Annotated in this window: 12 protein-coding genes; 7 read left to right on the top strand and 5 right to left on the bottom strand. The window is 69.4% G+C overall.

Annotated elements, in window-relative coordinates; genetic code table 11:
- Nucleotides 1–12: 12 nt before the first annotated feature.
- Nucleotides 13–1,344 carry an AMP-binding protein gene (locus QSK35_RS04250; protein WP_285742402.1) on the top strand — a complete coding sequence of 444 codons (1,332 nt, stop codon included), beginning with the start codon at nt 13–15 and terminating at the stop codon, nt 1,342–1,344.
- Here QSK35_RS04250 and QSK35_RS04245 read toward each other — a convergent pair.
- The 3 genes from QSK35_RS04245 to QSK35_RS04235 form a co-directional block, all read right to left on the bottom strand.
- Nucleotides 1,285–3,444 (bottom strand): hypothetical protein, encoded by a 2,160-nt coding sequence (locus QSK35_RS04245; RefSeq protein ID WP_285742400.1) that lies wholly within the window; start codon nt 3,442–3,444, stop codon nt 1,285–1,287. The genes QSK35_RS04250 and QSK35_RS04245 overlap by 60 nt on opposite strands.
- Nucleotides 3,444–5,069 (bottom strand): P-loop ATPase, Sll1717 family, encoded by a 1,626-nt coding sequence (locus QSK35_RS04240; protein ID WP_285742399.1) that lies wholly within the window; start codon nt 5,067–5,069, stop codon nt 3,444–3,446. Before QSK35_RS04240 ends, QSK35_RS04245 begins: the two co-directional genes overlap by 1 nt.
- Nucleotides 5,070–5,225: 156 nt before the next feature.
- Complete coding sequence (locus QSK35_RS04235; RefSeq protein ID WP_285742397.1) at nt 5,226–6,203, bottom strand: AraC family transcriptional regulator; 978 nt, start codon at nt 6,201–6,203, stop codon at nt 5,226–5,228.
- Nucleotides 6,204–6,313: 110 nt separating this feature from the next.
- Between QSK35_RS04235 and QSK35_RS04230 the strand changes: the two genes are divergently transcribed.
- Genes QSK35_RS04230 through QSK35_RS04220 form a run of 3 tightly spaced genes read left to right on the top strand, consistent with a single transcriptional unit; the run spans nt 6,314 to nt 11,020 of the window.
- Nucleotides 6,314–7,006 (top strand): SDR family oxidoreductase, encoded by a 693-nt coding sequence (locus QSK35_RS04230; RefSeq protein ID WP_285742395.1) that lies wholly within the window; start codon nt 6,314–6,316, stop codon nt 7,004–7,006.
- Complete coding sequence (locus QSK35_RS04225; protein ID WP_285742393.1) at nt 7,006–7,623, top strand: LuxR C-terminal-related transcriptional regulator; 618 nt, start codon at nt 7,006–7,008, stop codon at nt 7,621–7,623. Before QSK35_RS04230 ends, QSK35_RS04225 begins: the two co-directional genes overlap by 1 nt.
- 19 nt (nt 7,624–7,642) lie before the next feature.
- On the top strand, nt 7,643–11,020 hold the full coding sequence (locus tag QSK35_RS04220; RefSeq protein WP_285742391.1) for a CHAT domain-containing protein: 3,378 nt from the start codon (nt 7,643–7,645) through the stop codon (nt 11,018–11,020).
- Here QSK35_RS04220 and QSK35_RS04215 read toward each other — a convergent pair.
- Nucleotides 11,013–12,275 carry a beta-ketoacyl-[acyl-carrier-protein] synthase family protein gene (locus tag QSK35_RS04215; RefSeq protein WP_285742389.1) on the bottom strand — a complete coding sequence of 421 codons (1,263 nt, stop codon included), beginning with the start codon at nt 12,273–12,275 and terminating at the stop codon, nt 11,013–11,015. The two genes, QSK35_RS04220 and QSK35_RS04215, sit on opposite strands and share 8 nt — an antisense overlap.
- Nucleotides 12,276–12,407: 132 nt before the next feature.
- Between QSK35_RS04215 and QSK35_RS04210 the strand changes: the two genes are divergently transcribed.
- The 3 genes from QSK35_RS04210 (at nt 12,408) to QSK35_RS04200 (ending at nt 16,233) form a co-directional block, all read left to right on the top strand.
- Nucleotides 12,408–14,045 carry a fatty acyl-AMP ligase gene (locus QSK35_RS04210; RefSeq protein WP_285742387.1) on the top strand — a complete coding sequence of 546 codons (1,638 nt, stop codon included), beginning with the start codon at nt 12,408–12,410 and terminating at the stop codon, nt 14,043–14,045.
- A gap of 173 nt (nt 14,046–14,218) precedes the next feature.
- Complete coding sequence (locus tag QSK35_RS04205; protein WP_285742386.1) at nt 14,219–15,871, top strand: fatty acyl-AMP ligase; 1,653 nt, start codon at nt 14,219–14,221, stop codon at nt 15,869–15,871.
- 86 nt (nt 15,872–15,957) lie between these two features.
- Nucleotides 15,958–16,233 (top strand): HPF/RaiA family ribosome-associated protein, encoded by a 276-nt coding sequence (locus QSK35_RS04200; protein ID WP_285742384.1) that lies wholly within the window; start codon nt 15,958–15,960, stop codon nt 16,231–16,233.
- A gap of 20 nt (nt 16,234–16,253) precedes the next feature.
- On the opposite strand, the gene QSK35_RS04195 is transcribed toward QSK35_RS04200, so the two are convergent.
- Nucleotides 16,254–17,027: a pentapeptide repeat-containing protein gene (locus tag QSK35_RS04195; RefSeq protein ID WP_502881622.1), complete on the bottom strand. Its 774-nt coding sequence runs from the start codon at nt 17,025–17,027 to the stop codon at nt 16,254–16,256.
- Nucleotides 17,028–17,031: the final 4 nt, after the last annotated feature.

Raw genomic sequence — 17,031 nt, 5'->3', positions numbered from 1 at the left:
CGTGAATCATGAATGCGCCGGAGGCTGATGGTGAACGTCGCGGTGGAACTGTCCTCGTTGGACCACCGGGGTCCGGCGTTCTTCTGCGGCGACCGGGTGTGGACACATCCCGAGGTGCACGAGGTCTCCGCGCGGGCGGCGTCGGTGCTGGCCCGTCGCGTGCGGCCCGGCGACCACGTGCTGATGGCGTTGCCGGACGGGATCGGCTTCGTCGTGGCGTTCCTGGCGATCGCCCGGCTCGGCGCGGTCGCGGTGATGGTGAACCCGGATCTCCCCGCGGCCGACCACGCGTATCTGGTGTCCGACTGCGCGCCGCGGATGACGATCACCACGGCGAACGTCACCGCCCTACTCGAAGCGGACGGCCCACCGGCTCAGGCCGTGGACGTAACGCCGGAGACCCCGTTGTACGTGCAGTACACCTCTGGCACGACCGGGCAGCCCAAGGGCGCGGTGCACTGTCACGGCGATCTCGCGACCTACTACCGGTCGGCCGGCCCGCTGCTGGGTATCACCGCTGACGACATCGCCCTGTCCGTGTCACGCATGCACTTCGCCTACGGCTTCGGCAACTCGCTGGTCTACCCGCTGTACTCGGGTTCGTCGGCGATCCTGACGCCGCGACGCCCAACCAACCTCGACGGCTTCCGCCCGACGATCCTGTACTCGGTGCCCTCCGCCCTGGCCCGCATGACCACGCCGTTCCCGGTGCGGGCGTGCGTGTCGGCGGGCGAGGCGCTGCTGCCGTCCGTGCACGAGCGCGCGTCGGCGTTGCTCGGCGCACCGATCATCGACGGCATCGGGTCCACCGAGGTCGGCGGCTTCTACTGCATGAACAGCGTGCACGAGCAGGTGCCCGGAACCCTCGGCCGGCCCGTGCCCGGTTACGAGCTGGACGTGCGGGACGGGCGGCTGTGGGTACGCGGGTCCACGGTGCTGCGGCGCTACCTGAACGGCCCGGCGTTCTCCGGCTGGTTCGCCACCGGCGACCGGGCGGTGGCCGAACCCGATGGCACCTACCGGTACCTGGGGCGCGACGACGACATGGAGATCGTCGGCGGGATCACGTTGTCCCCGCTGGAAGTCGAGCGCGTGCTGACCGAACACCCAGGGGTCGCCGAGGTGGCGGTCGCCGCGATCCCCGACGAGCTGGGCGCCACCCGCCTGCACGCGTTCGTGGTGCCGCACGACGGGGTGGCCGCGTTCGACCAGGAACTGGTGGCGCTGGCACGGGAGCGGCTGGCGGCGTTCAAGGTGCCCAAGGTGATCCGGATGGTCGACGCGCTACCCCGCACTCCCACCGGCAAGATCCGCCGGTTCGTCGTGCGTCGCGGCACGTGGTGACCCGTTCGGGCTCGGCTCCGGCCTCGTCAGGTAGGCGGGCAGGTTCGCGCACTCGACGGCCTTCAGCCCGGCCGAGTACCCGAGCGACCGATAGGCCTCGAACTCCTCGTCGGTGAACATCTGCTGGCTGGTGGAGTGGTTGGGGAACCGGCCGTCGCGCGCCTTGAACGCGTGCAGGTCCCACGGCGCCTGCTCGGTCAGGACCGCCTTGGCGTACACGAGCTTCGCGGTCTGCGCGTCGGGATACCGCACGGTTCCCGCGACGGCCATCTTCTCGCTGAAGCCTTCCGCCGAGGGCCGGACCGGACGCGGGTCCAGCACGATGTCGGCGTCCAGCTCGCTGCGCGCCAGCGCGACGGCCCGGCCGATGTCCATGCCGTCGCCCTTGATGTCGCAGCTCGCGTCGAAGCACAGGACGTAGGTGCACCGCCGGCGCAGCAGCTCCACCAGGCCGAGGTTCTCCCAGTGCCCGCCGTCGGTCAGGTAGATGTAGCGGTGCGTGGACCTGGCGCCGCCCAAGGCTTCCCGCAGCACGTACAGCGCGCCCGGTTCGAACCAGCCGTCCCGGATGGCCTGCAGCAGCCTTGAGCGACGGCGTGGCCGTGCCCAGTGCGGGTGGCTCGGGTTCTTGATCCACACACCGAGCCGGACGTTGGTCAGCGCCATCAGGAACCGCAGCGGGGGATAGGTGAACTTGCCCATCAGCGGCGACACCGCGGCACCCGACACGGCCATGATCGACGGCAGGGTCAGCTGCGTGCCGGGCAACCCCGCGCGGCCCTCGAACCGTTGTGTCTCCTGATAGTCGAACAACGGGCCGCCGCTGCGGTCGCGCTCGAACGTGAACGACTCGGCCCAGCGTCCGACCGGGACGTCGTCGGTGGTCACGTTCACCGCGCAGCACACCACGAGCTTCGGCAGCCGCGTGCGCGGTTCCATGTCGGAGAAGAACAGCTTCTCGGTGAACGCGATCGGCTCGGCCTTGACCCGATCGCCCTCCTTCACGCGCTTCAACGCGAACGCGCTGTTGAGCCGCTCGCGGTAGAACAGGTGCATCGAGTACCGGCGGTTGTGCACCCACAGCGCCATGATCAGCACCAGCAACACCATCACACCGATGCCCACGGCATCGCCGAAACCCTGGAATCCCTTGTGCGCGGCGTGATCCAGGGCCGAGAGGAGCGGCACGAGCAGCAGTCCGCACGCCGCCAGCGACGACGTCATCAGCATCACCCGGCGGGCCTTGAACCGGCGGCTCAGCGCGACGGTCACGGCGGCCAGCAGCAGTGAGGCGATGAGCCACAGCACGGCGATCGTGATGCGGCCGGGCGCGGTATCGAAGGTCTGTTCCTCGAAGATCCGCGACAGCGCGGCCTTCGAGAACGTGGCGTACAGCTCGGCGAGCGGTGGCAGTGCCAGCAGCACCACGATGCCCACGAAGATCACCAGCAGCCACGCGGCGATCGGCTCGGCGAGCGAGTCGCCGTAGTTGCCCGGTGTCGACTCGCGCAGCAGCCTGCGGTACGCGACTAGGACCAGCGGCAGCACCAGGCACAGCCCGCCGGCGATCAGCAGCCCGGTGATCAGGCCGTGCTCGGGCCAGTGCAGACCGTTGAGCCGCAGGGTTTCCAGCTTCAGGCCGAGCGCGTGCAGCAGCCACCCGCCGAGCCGGCCCGCGATCACCGCGCACAGCACGAACGGCAGGTAGTTCAGCAGGAACCCGGTGATCACGCTGGCGGCCATCCACAGCTTGCCGACCACGCCCGGCGCGAGGTAGTCGGTGTGCTGGCGCAGGTACCGTTCCTCGGGAGAACCACGGCCCCACAACGGTTTCCCGTTCGTGGTCTCCTCGGTCGCATGCGCCGACGAGATCGCCAGCGCGCTCGCGACGTAGTTGCCGCCGGACACCGCGGCGAGGTATTCGGCATTGGCCAGCACGCCCTGCTCCTGCAACGCCTGCACGGCGCCGAGGTTGAAGGCGGCGGACCGGATGCCGCCACCGCTCAGCGCGATGCCGATGCGGTGCTGATCCGGTGGTGCGCAACGGTATTCGTCGCCGACACTCGGCAACGTCTTGTTGGTGCGCGGTGCGAGTGGCATCAGGCCCCCAGATAACCGAACGACTGCCGGTAGTCGTCGCCCTTGGGATCGCAGCCGTAGGGATACGTCGCGTGCACGCGCAGCTCCCGCAACCTGGGCAGTGTCCGTTCCAGGAGGTACCGCGTGAACAACGGGTGCAGGCACAGGTGGTCGACGTCCTCCTGCGCCACGAGCTCGTAGTCGAACGTGTACTGGAAATGCGCCTTGTTGTAGCGGCCGGTCTGGTCGAACCGGACGCCGACGACGCCGAGCGTGAAGAGCATCGCGAGGAAGTCGTCGAAGTCCAGGTCGGTCAGCTTCTTGAGGCCCTGCTGGTTGTAGATCTTGTGCAGCCGCGACGCCGGGAACGAGATGTCCAGCCGCCCGGTCAGCCGCCGCAACGCCGGCGTCGCCAGCGGGTAGGACAGCTGGTAGGCGTTGAGGATGCTGACCGCCAGCTCGTGTTCGGCGTGCCGCACCCCGGACAGCACCGCGGCCGGGGTCACCTCCCACGGCACCGATCCGCGGTCCCGCCTGCTGAACACGCTGTTCAGGATCTGGATCAGGTGCCGCGGCAGCAACTGCGTGTGCCGCAACAGGTACGCGAGCGGATCCTCCTCGATGTCGAGTCCACTGTGGATCCGGTCGGGCAGCGCGGCGCGCAGCAGCGCGATCTCGGGAATCGGCTCGTCGTAGAGCGAGGCCTTGCGTTCCAACATTTCGAGCTTCGACGGATGATGCGTGCGCAGGAACAGCTGCAGCCGCGTGCCGGTGAGCCGCAGCAGCTCGCGGGCCGTCCAGTAGATCTTGACGTACCGGCCCTGCAGGTCCTTCTCCGGTGACGCCGAGATCTCGTGGAACTGGTCGAACAGCTCCGACGGCAGACAGATCTGCAGCCCGTACGGCCGGTGGTCGACGTTGCGCGACACGACGTGGCCGACCGCGCGGAACAGGCCGGCCATGACCTCCTTGAGCTCGGGCAGCCGGACGTGCAGGTCCTCGAGGTTGTCCATCACGATGATCGGCGGCCGCGCCCGGCGTTCCAGGACCTCGGCGGCGGCCCTGCGGGCCTCGGCGAACCGGACCCGGCCGTGCGACAACCCGGTGATCACGTCACGGAACCCGGCGCCGGGTTCCTCGACGACCCGGCGTTGCAGCTGCTGCAGGAACCGTTCCGCGACGATCGTGGCGCCGTCGGGGTCGCCGACCGCGTCGCCGACGTAGTCCGAGAGCACCTGGATCGGGCCCTGCGGATCGGTCTCGTCGGCGGTGTGCGCGGCGTGGAACACGGCGACGTGCTCGAACAGCGCCATCCAGATGTCCGCACGCTGGTCGACGAACAACGCGCCGCGCTCGCGGTTGTAGACGTGCAGCACCCGCAGCATCTCCGCGTAGACGTGCGAGGTGGTGAGCATGACCCGCGGCAGCTTGCCGTGTATCCGCGACCCGACCAGGAACGCCGTCTTGCCCGCGCCCTTGCGGCCGATGATGTACGTCGGCAGCGAGTCGCTCTCCGTCTGCGCGTAGATCAGGTTGCTGCGGTCGAAGAGGAGATCCGCTCCGGCCGTGCCGAAGTGGATGAGGTCCTCGGTCGCTCTGGGACCGAACGGCGCGTCAGCGGTCAGGATGCGCCCAAGCTCGTCCACGGCACCCCCCTGGTTCGAGTGGACTCGTACTCCAGAGTTACCGGATTTCGCGCGCGCGTTGCCGTGTGTGATCGATTCTTGACCAGCTTCACCCGAATGCCGCTGGTTCTTCGTTGTGGACTGGAATGGTTTCGGTGTATTTGTGACAAATATTGGTCATCTTCGATAGGTGCCCGGAGTGGTTCCCGTCCAGCGACGGAATGCGCGGATGAAGGTCGCGGCGTCCGTGTAGCCGAGGCGCGCGCCGACGTGTTCGACCGTATGTCCGTTCGCGAGCAACGCGAACGCCGACGCGCGCCGCGTCTCCTCGACGAGCCGCCGCACGGACGTGTGCTCGGCGGCCAGCTGGCGGCGCAGCGTGCGGGCCGAGAGGTGCATGCGGGCGGCGATCGCGTCCGCGTCCGTGACGCCTTCGGCGACGATGCGCCGCACGATTCGGGCCGTGCTGCCTGGGGAGCGTTGCTGCACAAGGGTTCGGCACGCCTGTTCGCACGCGGCCGTGGTGACCGGATCCGCCTGGGGCAGCGGCTGGTCGAGCACGGCGACGTCCGCGACGAGCGCGTTGTGCGGTTTGCCGAAGCTGACCGGTGTTTGGAGTACGGACTCGTAGTCCGCGTGCGGCAGTCGCAGTTCGACGTGCATGGTGCGCGGCTGCGAGCCGAGGATCGCGCGCACGATCCCGGTGACCGTCGCGATTTCGCGTTCGACGATGAACGGCGGGGCGTCCTCGATGATCAGCCGGACCTCGTGCGTCGTCACCTGCAGTCGCAGCCCGGTCATCGCATAAGTCAGTGGCAGGTAACGAAGTCCGAAGTCGCTCGCGTGCCCGAGGGTGGCGCTGGTCAGCAGCGCGAACCCCCACACGCCGTACGCGCGCAGCCCCACCCGCTGCCCGACGGCGAGCCCCAGGCCGGGCGCCGGGCCGATCGCCGCGACGAGATTCGCCGCCACTCGAAGTTCCTGTTCGCCGCACACCTCGTCGGTGCCGGGCGCGATTCCCGTGTCACGCAACAGGGTTTCTCTCGGGACACCGTGTTCCGCGCCGACCTCGAGCATGGCGCGCACGCCGGCGAGCCCGCGCGGGTGTTGGCCGGAAACGTCAACCGGACGGCCGTTGCGGCACGAGGCGCACACCGCTGCTCTCCCTAACCTCGAATTCGGAAAGGGCGCCGGTGCCCGCGTTGATCCCAACGATAGGGCAGCCGTGCGGTGATGCCCGCGGTATCAGTCGAAAGGAGCACCCGATGACAGTGCTGGTGACCGGAGGAAATCGCGGAATCGGCCGCGCCATCGCCACAGCCTTTCTCGCCGACGGGGCAAAGGTGGCGGTCACCCACCGCGGGGGCGAGCTGCCCGACGGCGCGTTCGGCGTGAAGTGCGACGTGACGTCGACGGTCGAGGTGAACGCCGCGTTCGACGTCGTCGAGGCCGAGCTGGGTCCGATCGACGTGCTCGTCGCGAACGCGGGCATCACCGACAGCACGGTGATCACGCGGATGAGCGAGGACCAGTTCCAGTCCGTTGTGGACACCAACCTGACGGGTGCGTGGAGATGCGCCCGCCGGGCCGCCACCGGCATGGTGCGGCGGCGTCACGGCCGGATGATCTTCATCTCCTCGGTGGTCGGGTGGTACGGCAGCGCCGGGCTGGCGAACTACGCGGCCAGCAAGGCGGGTCTGGTCGGACTGGCCCGGTCGCTCGCGCGCGAACTGGGCAGCCGCGGTGTGACGGCCAACGTCGTGGCGCCCGGTTACGTCGAGACGGACATGACCGCCGTGCTGCCCGAGCAGTACGGCAAGCAGTACCGCGAGGCCATCCCGCTGCGCCGCTTCGCGCAGCCGGAAGAGGTCGCGTCTGCGGTGGTGTGGCTGGCCGGTGCCGACTACGTGACGGGCGCGGTGATCCCGGTCGACGGCGGTCTCGGGATGGGGCACTGATGGTGTCGGTGTTGCTGGTCGACGACGAGGACCTGGTGCGCCGGGGCTTTCGCAACGCCTTGGAGGAAACCCCGGACGTGACCGTGGTGGCCGAGGCGCGGACCGGCGCCGAGGCCGTCGATCTCTTCCCGCGTTGCGAACCCTCGGTCGTGCTGACCGCGGACCTCTCGGTGCTGGAACCGTTGCACGGCCGGGCGGGCGTGATCGTGGTGGCGTCCAGCGACCAGGACGCGTTGCTGCACCGCGCTTTGCTGGGCGGTGCGCGGGGGTTCCTGCTGAAACGGGTGTCGCACGAGGAACTCGTCGGCGCGGTCCGGGCGGTCGCCCGCGGCCACGCGTTCATCTGCTCGGAGATGACCGCCCATCTGGTCGACCGCTTCGAGCTCGTCCCGCCCGCCGACCAGCTCTCGCTCGGGCGGCTCAGCTCGCGCGAGCTGCAGGTGCTGGCGTGCGTGGCGCGCGGGCGCAGCAACGACGACATCGCCCGCGAGCTCTACCTCACCCGCGCCACCGTGAAGTCCCACGTGTCGCACATCCTCGCGAAGCTGCGTCAGCCGAACCGCATGCATGCGGCCTTGTACGCCCAACGGATGGGTTTGGTGAGCCGGACGGGGTGATCGGGCTACGGTGGTCGCCGTGCCCGACGACGTCAGCAACGAGACCGGTGATGTCGCCGGCCCGGTGATTCAGTCGGGCCACATCGACAACGTCAACATCACCGTCTCGCAGTCGCGCGTCCGCACGCCGCGCGAGCTTCCGCTGGACGTCGTGGACTTCTCCGGCCGGGAGGCCGAGCTCGACCGGCTCGACGCCCTGCTCGGCCAGGGCGGGACGGTGGTGATCTCCGCGGTCTCGGGGACCGCGGGGGTCGGCAAGACCGCCCTGGCGATCCGCTGGGCACACCGGGTTCGCGACCGCTTCCCCGACGGTGACCTGTACGTCGACCTGCAGGGCTACGACCCCAACCAGCCCATTCCGGCGGAGGAAGCGCTCGGCGGCCTGCTGCGCAGCCTGTCGTCCGAACCCGTGCCGCCGACCCTGGCGGAGCGGTCGGCTCGGTTCCGCACACTGCTCGCGGACCGGCGGATGCTGATCGTGCTGGACAACGCGCGCAGCGTCGACCAGGTCCGGCCCCTGCTGCCGGGCGCCGGGTCGAACTTCGTGCTGATCACCAGCCGCGACAACCTGGTCGGCCTAGTCGTGCGGCACGGAGCCAAGCGCGTCGACCTCGACCTGCTGCCACCCGATGAAGCCTTCGAGCTGTTCCGTTCGTTGGTGGTCCGGCGGGCTCTGGACGAGCCGGACGCCGTGCGGTCGTTGTGCGAGTGGAGTGCCCGGTTGCCGCTCGCAATCCGCATCACGGCGGAAATCGCCAATTCCCGCCCCGGCTGCTCGCTCACCGACCTCGCGATCGAGCTCGCCGACGTGCAGAACCGGCTCGACCTTCTGGATCTGGGCGGCGACGATCGGACGGCCGTCCGAGTGGTGTTCTCCTGGTCCTACCGGCAGCTGTCCCCGGACACGGCGCGGGTGTTCCGCTTCCTCTCGGTCGTACCCGGCCGCGACTTCGACGAGTACGTCGTCGCCGCGGCCGCCGGCGTCGATCTCGCCGGCGCACGGAAGGCCGTCGCCGAACTTCGTCGCGCGCACCTGCTCGAGGACGCTGGGAACGGCCGCGTCCGCTGGCACGACCTGCTCCGGTCCTACGCGACCGACTTGTTCGGCGAGGAAGATCCCGCCGAGTACGACGAGGCGTTGGGCCGTCTCGTCCACTACTACGTGCACACCGCGTGCCGCGCGGTCGACACGGTCGCGCCGGGCAGGCGGGGCGACTGGCCCGCGGAGATCATCATCCCGGCATGTGCTCCTCCCTTCGGCGATGACGAATCCGCATCCCGCTGGCTGCGCGCGGAGACTTCGAGCCTGAGCGCGCTCGTCGGTGTGGTCGTGGGCGCGGATGTGGTGCCGCTGCCAGTGCTGTCTGTTGCGGAACGCCTGCTTGGGATCGTCGCGCAGCAGAGTGGTGATCTTCCGGCTGCTGTCGCGCATTTCGACCGGGCGGCCGAACGCAACGCGGACGATCCCGATCACGTGGCGAGCATCTTGCTCGATCAGGCCGACACGCTGGTGGCCGCAGGGCTGATCACCGAGGCCGCCGAGTACCTGGACGACGTCCTGCGTTCGCTGCGCCATTCGTCCGCGTCGGAGCAGATGATCGCCCACGCCGAGCTCGCCCGAGCGCGCTGCGGGGTACTGCAGTCCGACGCCGGCACGGTGCGACGGCTCTACATCTCCGCGCGGCAGCGGTTCATCGAGGCAGGTGACAAGCGGTGGTCTGCCATCGCGTGGCTGACGCAAGTGCGTGGGGAGGCTCCCGTCGCCATGGCGGTGGGAGCCGGGATCGACAGATACGCGGACATCGCCCGTGAGATCGCGGTCGATCTCCTGGAGCTTGCGATGCCCAACGAAGCGGACCACGCCTTGTTGTGGGCGGCCCGACTCAACACGGCAGGCGGCGCGATCGACGTCGCGATGGAGTTGTTCGGCCAGGCGCGGCTGCCGAGGCCCGGCACGCCCTTGGAGCTGAAGGTGTTCCGTCGACTGGTCAGGGCGGAACTCTGGGCGGCCCGAGGGGCGCTCTCGGCGGCACTCGCGGAGGCCGAGACCGGTCTGGCGGAACTCTCGGATGCCCGTGACCGGTCCGGTGGGGTCGACGTCGACCGTGGGGCGGCGTTGTACGGCGGTGAGCTCGGCAGGCTCATCGTCCGGGTGGTGTTCGAGGTCGGGCAAGGCGCGGAACACGTCCTGCGCTGGCTGGAGCGCACCCGTGCGCAGCTGTACCGGAATCCTCCGCCGCGGTACGACGATCCGGCGCACCCCGGTGTACTGAACGACTTGACTCGCCTGACACACATGGTGTTGCTGCAGCGGGTTCGCGGCGCGGTCGATCCCGCCCTGGAGGCCGAGCGCGACGCGGTGCTGCGGCACGTTCAGCAGTTGGGGCCGCGCATCAGCACTTCGAAGCCCGCAGCGGTGGCGTCGCCCGGCGCCATCGCCAAGGCGCTGCGAGGCAGAGCCCTCATCGAATACGGAATTTCCGGCGGCAACCTGTTCGCGGTGGTTGTAGCGGGTGAGCGCAGCACGCTGGTCCCGATCGGCCCGGCACAGCCTGTGTTCGAAAGCATCCGGCAACTCCATCTCGATCTGACCGCCGGAGGGGGAGAACTTGAGGCGCCGTCGGTATTGGAGGCGATCGGAGTGTCGGCGGCCCGGCGGATGACAGGCCTCGAGCGGCAGCTGATCGAACCGGTGGGGCACCTGATCGGAGACTATGGCCTGGTGATCGTGCCGGTGGGTGCGCTGTTCGCCATGCCGTGGAACGCGTTCGCCGCTCTCCGCGGGCGTTCGGTGACCATGGCGCCTTCCGCCACCGCGTGGGTCGCCGCGGCGAAGCGACGGCGTTCGCGCTCCCGCCGGGTGCTGCTTGTCGGCGGGCCGGACCTGTGGTGGGCCGACCGGGAAGTCCGTGAGGCCGCCGCGATCCACCGAAGTGCAACGGTCCTGACGGGTGCGGCGGCCACGGTCGACGCGGTACTGAACGCCATGGATGGGTGCGACCTGGTGCATGTCTCCGCGCACGGCCAGAGTGCTCGGGACAATGCGATGTACTCCTCGCTCGTGCTCACCGACGCGCCGCTGTACGCCCACGACCTCGGCAGGCTGCGGCGTCCTCCGCGGCAGGTCGTCCTCGCCGCTGGAGGGATCACGCCGAACGCCAGGACACAGGATGACGACGTACTCGGCTTCGCCGGGGTGCTGCTGAGCCACGGGGTGAGCAGTGTGATCGCCTCCGTCGGCAGCCTCAGCGACGAGGCCGCCTACCACACGATGCCCGCCTATCACCGCGGTCTGGCCGACGGACTCACCGCCACCGAGGCATTGGCCCGCGCCATGCCGGAAGACCCGTTGCGGCGCCAGCTCATTTGCCTGGGAGCCGACTACTCGCTCAGGTAGCACGGGTGAAGGCGAGAACCACGTTGTGGCCGCCGAAGCCGAACGAGTTGGACAGTGCGGACACTATCCGGGCCTTGCGGGGTGTGCCGGTCACGATGTCGAGCTTCACCTCGGGGTCCAGTTCGTCCAGGTTCCGCGTGGCCGGGACGACGCCGTGGTGCAGCGCCAGCACGGTGAAGATCGCCTCGACCGCGCCCGCCCCGCCGATGAGGTGGCCGGTCACCGATTTCGTCGCCGTGACAAGGGGATGCGGGCCGATCGCGTCGAGGATCGCGGACGCCTCGACGCGGTCGCCGACCGGGGTGCCGGGGGCGTGGGCGTTGATGTGTGACACGTCGTAGCCGCTGAGGCCGGCGGAGCGCACGGCCTGGTGGATCGCCTGGATCTGGCCGACCGGTGACGGTGCCGTCATGTCGTGGGCGTCGGAGCTCATGCCGGTTCCCGCCAGGCGCGCGTAGCCGCGAACGCCACGCGACCTGGCGTACGAGCCGCGTTCCAGGACGACAGCGCCGGCGCCCTCGGCCATGACGAAGCCGTCGCGGTTCGCGTCGAATGGACGCGAGGCCGAATCAGGCGACGAATGCTTGCGGGACAAGGCACCCATGCGGGCGAACGCGGCGATGGACAGTCGGCCCAGGCAGGCCTCGGTGCCGCCGGCGACGACGACGTCGGCGACGTTGCGGCGGATCAGGGCCGAGCCCAGCGCGATGGCCTCGGCGCCCGACGCGCAGGCGCTGGTCGGGGCGTGGGCGCCACCGCGGGCGCCGAGGTCCATGCTCACCACGGCCGCCGGGCCGTTGGGCATCAACATCGTTACGGTGAACGGCGAAACGCGGTCCGGGCCCAGCTCGCGGCACCGCTCGTACTGGTCGACAAGGGTGGCGCCGCCGCCCAGGCCGGTGCCGAAGACGACCGCGAGCCGCGTCGGGTCGACGTCGGGTTTCCCGGCGTCCGCCCACGCCTGGCGCGCGACGACGACCGCGAGCTGCTGGCAGCGGTCCATGCGGCGACGCGACACGCGGTCGAGTTCGGGTTCCTCCTTGAGTGGTGCGCCGATGCGGACCGGGAGCTGGTCGGCCCACGGTTCGTCGAGGACGCGCACGCCGGATGTGCCGGCCAGCAGCGCGGTCCACGTGGAATCGACGTCACCGCCTTGGGGAGTCGACATACCGAGTCCGGTGACGACGACGTCGGAGTCGTCGACGCCGGGCAGCGGCGGCAGTGCGGGGTGCAGCAGCGAGAAGTCCACAGGCATACACCGAGGAAAGCATTGGTGTGCAACGAAGAACATTCGTCGCGCGGCTGACGCCGGTATCAGTCGCGCGGCCGATTCCCCAACGACGAGGACTCCGTACGGTCGGAAACCGCATCCGCGAAAGGGGAGCTCATGCTGGGAGTGGACGTGGCAAGCCTGGTGGACCTCTGCCGGAGGCAGGCCGAGATCATGCCGGACGAGCGGGCGTTCGTCTTCCTCGACAGCGGTGTCGTGGAGCAGGAAGTTTTGACGTACTCCGAACTGGACCGCCGGGCGCGCAGCATCGCCGTGTGGCTGCGCTCGATGGTGCGGCCGGGCGCGAGAGCGCTCCTGTGCCATCCACCCGGACTGGACTTCGTGTCGGCGTTCCTAGGCTGCCTCTATGCCGACGTGGTGGCGGTGCCCGCGCCGCCGGTGCGCCGGGCCAGCGGGGACGCGCGGCACGTCCGGCTGTTGTCGATCGCCGAGGACTGCGACCCCGACCTACTGCTGTCCACAGAGGACACGGGGTTCTCGATGGGGATCCCTGAGCTGGCAACCGATGTGCTGACTGATCGGTCAACCGAGTGGCGTGAGGACAGTCCCACCGGCGTGGCCTACCTGCAGTACACGTCCGGTACGACCGGCCGGCCGCGCGGCGTCGTGCTGACGCACCACAACGTGCTGCGCAACCTGTCGCTGATCGTCCGCAACGGCTCCCGCCCGGACGAACGGTTCGAGCGCGGCACCACGGTGTGCTGGCTGCCGCCGTTCCACGACATGGGCCTGATCGGCGGGATTCTGCAACCGTTGTTCCTGGGCCACGAGTCGGTCCTGATGTCCGCGCAGGCGTTCTATCGCACACCGGCGAACTGGCTGCGTGCGATCGACCGCTACCGCGCCGAGGTCGCCGCCGCGCCGAGCCTCGGGTACGACCTGTGCCTGCGCCGCGTGACCGACGAGCAGCTGGGCACGTTCGACCTGAGCCGCTGGCGCATCGCCGCGATCAGCGACGAACCGTTGCGCGCCCGCACGATCGAGGAGTTCGCGCAACGGTTCGCCCCCTGCGGCTTCCGCAAGGCCGCGTTCTTCCCGAGCTACGGGATGGCCGAGTCGACCGTGCTCGTCAGCGGTGGCCCGGTGGAGGAGGAGCCGATCGTCGTCGACTTCGACGCCGACGCACTCGAACACGGCCGGGTGCGCGAAGCGCTGGCGTGCGAACGCGTGCAACGCCTGGTGGGCTGTGGTGATCCCGATCCTTCGCTGACCATCGTGATCGTCCGGCCGGGCACCGACGTGCCGTGCGACGTGGACGAGGTGGGGGAGATCCTCGTGTCCGGGCCGAGCATCGGCGAGGGCTACTGGGGCGACCCCGAGGCCACCCGCGACACCTTCGGTGCGACGGTGCTCGGGCGCGGCGACCAGCGGTTCCTGCGCACCGGCAACCTCGGTTTCCGTTACCAGGGACAGCTTTTCATCACCTGCCGCGTGCCGGACCTGCTGGTGATCGACGACCGGCAGCTCTACCCGTACGACGTCGAGGCGACCGCGGAGGCCGCGCATCCGGCCGTGCGCGCGGCCTGTGCCGTCGACCGGCGCGTGTTCGCGGAGCTCGACCGGCGGTATCGCTCCACGCCGCATGACGAGATCAGGGAAGCCGTGCGGGCCGCCGTGCAGGCGGAGCACGGCTACGAGGTGTCCGCCGTCGTGGTGCTCATGCCGGGCGCGTTGCCCTACACGACCAGCGGCAAGCTGTGCCGCGCGGCGGTTCGTGAACTAGGAGGCAGCTGATTCGTGAAGGCCACCCTCAGATCCGGTGCTGGCGAACGTGACGTTCGCGGACATCTATGTCCCCAAACGTCACGTTCGCCAGCACCGAACCCTGAGGTTCACGTTGGTGGGGGTGGCCCTCGCGAGGCTGAGGTTGATGAAGGTCGCCTTCACGAGCAAGCAGGAGGAAGCTGATGTTCACCAAGACCCGCCGCAAGCTCAGGACCCTCGTGGACCTGTGCGAGTCGCGCGCCGCCGCCGATCCCGACCGCAGGGCGTTCACATTCCTCGCCGACGGACGGACCGAGTGGGACACGCTGACCGCGTCCGAAGTGGACACTCGGGCGCGGGCGCTGGCAGCGGTCCTGCAGGACGTCACGTCACCGGGCGCGCGGGCGGTGCTGTGCTTCGAGCCGGGACTGGACTTCCACATCGCGCTCCTGGGCTGCCTCTACGCCGGCGTGATCGCGGTGCCCGTCGCGCCACTCGACGGCACCCGCACGAGTCTCAAGGTGGGGCGCCTCGAGTCGATCATCGAGAACGCCCAGCCGGAGCTGTTCCTGTCGACCGGACTGACGATCGCCAAGTCGTTGCCCGTGATCGAGGAAACGCCGCTGCTCGCCACGCTGGTCCGGATGTCCGTCGACGAGGTCGATCCGGGACACGCGAGCAGGTGGCGCCACCCGGACATCGACGCGGGCTCGGTCGCGTACCTGCAGTACTCGTCGGGCTCGACCGGTGATCCCAAAGGCGTCGTGCTGACCCACGGCAACGTGCTGGCGAACCTCGAACTGATCCACGACAACCTGCGCCGTCCGTCCGATGAGGACGGTCTTGAACGACCGCCGGTCGTGTCGTGGCTGCCGTCGCACTACAACATGGGACTGATCGGCGGCGTGCTCGAACCCCTCTATGCGGGCTGCCCAGCACACCTGTTCCCCGCCAAGGTGTTCGTCCGCAGCCCGATCAGCTGGCTGCGGATCATCTCGGAGATCGGCCGGGTGGACAGCTTCGCACCGAACTTCGCGCTGGATCTGTGCGTGCGCCGCGTGCAGGAGATGCAGCTCGGCGCGCTCGACCTGAGCGGCTGGGAGATGGCGCTGATCGGCGGCGAGCCGGTGCGGGCAGCGACGCTCGACCGGTTCTGCGAGGTGTTCGGGCCCGCCGGGTTCCGGCGCGAGTCGCTCGTGCCGGGGTACGGGCTGGCCGAGTCGACCGTGATGGTCACGTGCGCGCAGATCGGTGAGGGTCCGGTGACCCTGCGCGTGGACGCCGACGAGCTCGCGCGCGGCCGGGCCGTGCCCGTTGATCCGCCCGGCGGGCGGCGCCTGGTGAGCAGCGGCCCGATGCCGCCGAACGTCGTGATCGACGGGTGCGCGGAGGCCGAGGTCGGCGAGATCGTGGTGACCGGGCCTTCGGTCGGCCTCGGCTACTGGGGTTCGGACCGGTTCAAGGAACTACGCACTGGCGACCTCGGGTTCGTCTACGACGGCGAGCTGTTCGTCACCGGACGCGCCAAGGAGGTGATCATCGTCGCGGGCGCCAACCACCACCCGCACGACCTCGAGGCGACGATCGAGGCCGCACACCCGGCGATCCGCCAGCTCGGCTGCTGCGTGTTCGCGGTCGACGACGGCCGCGAGGAACGCGTGGTCGCTCTCGTCGAGGCGTCGCCGAACGCGCCGGGGGAGGAGGTCGAGATGGCCGTGCGGCACGCGGTGCACTCCGGGCACGGCGTGCGCGTGCACGAAGTCGTTCTGCTCGCTCAGGGTTCCCTTCCGCTCACCGCGAGTGGCAAGGTCCAGCGCCAGGCATGCCGCCGGATGTACCTGGCCAAACGGGCCTAGCAGATAGGGACCTATGCCAGGTCCATTGGACGCTATTGGTTCGTACGGTCTTCCTTGGGGACCCCATCGAGGAGGCGGCGACGAAAATGGACTACATCCAGGTCACGCTCGCGGACAAGATTCCGGAGCAGGCCAGGGAATACGTGTCCGCCAGGATCGGAGAGCTGGACCGGTACGCGCCGGCGCCGGTGGACTTCGCCTGGATCGGCCTCACGACCACCACCGACGTGATCTTGGCCCACGCCCGGCTCGACTTGAAGTGGGACGAGGTTCAGGCGTACGCGGAGGCCGGCACCGTCACCGAAGTGATCGACCTGCTGCACGAGCGCGTGCGGCGGCAGCTACTGACGATGCACAACTGATCTCGGGCGATAACCGAGGTTCAGCGCCAGTGCGCGGGGTGTTCGAGTGACGCGGGCAGCTTGGTCGACCGGTCACCCCGCGCGGCGTTGAGCTGCGCCTGCGTCAGGAAGATCGTCTCGCTCAGGTCGGCGCCGGCGAGGTTGGCGCCCCGGAAATCGGCCCCGATGACGTCGGCCAGCCGCAGGTCCGCACCGCTGAGGTCCGCGCCGATGAGCAACGCCCCACGCAGGTTCGCGCCGCGAAGGTCCTTGTCGCGCAGGCTCTTGCCGATCAGGTCGCGGCCGCGAAGGTCCCGTTGCCCGAGGCCCTTTCGCCTGCGGTTGCTCGCTTCGGTCAGCAGGACGTTGACCGCCTTCCGGAGCTGGTCGACGTCGACCCGGTCGAGGACGTCCGGGCTCTGGTTCGTGAGGTGTTCGATCTCTGCCTGGGTGTTCCCCAGGTTCGGGTTCTGGTCGAACGTGCGGGCCTCGGCGAGGTAGTAGAGCAGCTCGTGCAGGTTCCGCATGATCGGGAACGTGTCGAGCATGCGCGGCTGGTCGTGCCAGTCGGCCCCGTCGTACGTGATCTGGACGACCTGCTGGCCGGCGCCGAAGCAGTCGAACACCGTGCAGCCCGGGAAACCCTTCTGCCGCAACTGGGTGTGGATCCCGCAGCGGAAGTCCTGCCGCAGGTTCGGGCACGGCTTGCCCGCGGGTTTGTTGATCGCGAAGTCGGACGACTTGGCGAACGCGGGCGCCACGCAGCACAGCCCGGCGCACCGGCTGCAGTCCGCGGTGAGGTCGCTCCGGTTCAGCACC

The organism is Lentzea sp. NBRC 105346, from assembly GCF_030269605.1.
Classification (GTDB): domain Bacteria; phylum Actinomycetota; class Actinomycetes; order Mycobacteriales; family Pseudonocardiaceae; genus Lentzea.
This window is presented reverse-complemented; position numbering and strand designations above follow the sequence as displayed.